Source organism: Vibrio jasicida CAIM 1864 = LMG 25398 (assembly GCF_000400365.1).
In the GTDB taxonomy this organism is placed as follows: Bacteria; Pseudomonadota; Gammaproteobacteria; order Enterobacterales; family Vibrionaceae; genus Vibrio; species Vibrio jasicida.
The window spans coordinates 1-2,223 of the sequence record NZ_BAOG01000105.1 but is presented as its reverse complement, the minus strand read 5'-3'; the positions used below and the strand labels follow the sequence as shown (position 1 = coordinate 2,223).

General features: G+C 42.5%; 1 protein-coding gene. It reads left to right on the top strand.

From position 1 onward, the window contains the following. Positions 1-241: 241 nt before the first annotated feature. Positions 242-1,159, top strand: a complete 918-nt coding sequence (gene radC / locus VJL_RS30385) for a RadC family protein (RefSeq protein ID WP_307718621.1) — start codon at positions 242-244, stop codon at positions 1,157-1,159. Positions 1,160-2,223: the final 1,064 nt, after the last annotated feature.

The window sequence follows — 2,223 nt, the reverse complement described above, 5'->3', positions numbered from 1 at the left end:
CACAAAGCAATTTCGATTATGTTTGCTAAGTGGCTGGTAAATCGCGTCCTCCCTTCTCGCCAGTCATTGGTTTCCTAGTGATTTTCCCAATCGCCTTGCAACTTCCTGTAACCATCCTCAACCAGAACTTATCTGCAAGGGTATATAAACGCTGCGCGCCCCTGCAGAGAAGAACCATGTTTGAGAGTTGGACAGTCAGGCAACGACGAAGATGAAATTCACTCCATAAGGAAACCTAGCCATGACTGACTCAAACGTAATCTGCTCAACCATCACTAAGCAACCAGAATCGACCAAGTTCTCGAACTTGGAGTCGAAGGCTGCCTCTAAAGATGAGTTTTTAAAATCTTTTACTGGTCATAAGCTGCGCAAGAATGCCAAAAAGAAAATCGCTCGATTACTTGCGTACGCGGATACTGTTATGCTTAAAACTCAGTCTATGGGGATGGATGATTGTTTCCGCCATAATGAGCCTATCGCAATGGCAAAAGAGGATTTCTTTGCGTGGTATAACAAGGAATACTCAAGCATGGTTATCTATCTGACTATTAAAGAGGGCGTGCTTCAGAGTGTTAGGTTTTGTGACTGTATTTACCACTTCTCAAATGATGTCGTGATGACATTTTCTTTGGAAGCGCAAGAGAATAAAACTGAAACTGTAGGAGGGGGTCAAAGCTCGGCTTCTGTCGCTTATTCGGATTCTGGTTTGTTCACAGCACATGAACAAGCGGCTTTAGATGAAGCAGCGGCAATTCTTAAGTCAAAGTTATGTATTAGTGAGCAGCCAGCTCTCAGTTCGCCTGAGCTGGTGAAGAATTTCTGTCGCTATTCTTTAGCTGCGCGTGAGCATGAAGTGTTTGGGGTTATTTTTCTAGATAACCAGCATCGCGTGCGTTCTTCTGAAGAGCTTTTTACTGGCACCGTTAACGCCGCTTCGGTGTACCCTCGCGAAGTTGTCAAAAAGGCACTAGCCGAAAACGCAAGCGCAGTTATTTTTTATCACAATCACCCATCAGGTGTTGCTGAGCCGAGCCAAGCAGACCGTCGCATTACGCGCCGTTTAATCGATGCACTAGCGCTTATCGATGTTAAAGTACTTGACCACTTCGTAGTCTCTTTTGAAGGTACAGTTTCATTCGCAGAGCGTGGTTGGATTTAATAGAAAAGGCGGCATTCGCCGCCTTTTTTGGTTCTTCTACTCGTCGAAGAACAAGAATTGAATGACCTTTTTAACTGTCCACCCAAGACGGATTAAGTCCCAAGGTTTCAGTTTCAATGTTCTCATCTTTGTGAGTAGTTTTTTACTCAGCTTGTTAAATTCAAGCATTGGGAATCCTTAACTTCGCCCAGCGGCGAAGAAATTGACATATTTTATGTCAACTTTTCGGGTTCTTTGTTATCCTTTGGGTGTCTAAATCAAAGAGTTTACTTAGAACCTGTTCTAGTTGACTCGTGAGTTAACCCTAAACAGAACTGTTTGGGGTTTTCTTTTATTTGCGCTTCATAAACTTACCTCTCTTCTTGTTTTGCCTATCATACTTCAATTGTAATTCTGAATGCTAACCTGCTATCTACATACTTGTTAAAGTGTACATGTTGCTAAGGTTATGTGTTGGTGCCATTAAACTCAATCATTTGACGTCGATATGATGCTAATCGATCTGGTGCCTTTAATTTTTTGTAGATTACCACAGTGCATTTTTACTCGTCACTCGACAGCCGTATTTGAGCTGATGAATATTGAGTAATCAGTTTCTCAATTGGTATCACGCCCGTATGTTTAGCAACCTTAACAGTCTTTCTTGGTTGCAAAAAACATCAAGAAAGCCATGCTAACACAGCCACGTTTATTCCTAGAACGATCTCGATAGCTTAAATAACAAAAGGTTAGGGCGTGAACAACGTTCGTACACTAATTGCCCAATGCTTTATGTGTAATACATATGTATTACATTTGTTTTGATGGTGATTAATGTTCCGTTTGGGCGTTCTCGCATTCGCTCGGTTCATTCCGTCGTTTCACTCCTCCCACGATAACTAGCCTCAAAACGAAATCGGTCTTTGCACCAGGTTCGTTCCTCACTTGGTGCCATCTCTCTTTCTGTTCGGCTTAGTTCCTGTGAACAATCACCCAACGCAAAAGCATTCCTATGGCAGTGCCATAGTCACAAAGCAATTTCGATTATGTTTGCTAAGTGGCTGGTAAATCGCGTCCTCCCTTCT

Excerpts from the sequence above, each read along its gene's own strand:
- radC (WP_307718621.1), top strand. The coding sequence starts at position 242 with ATGACTGACTCAAACGTAATCTGCTCAACCATCACTAAGCAACCAGAA.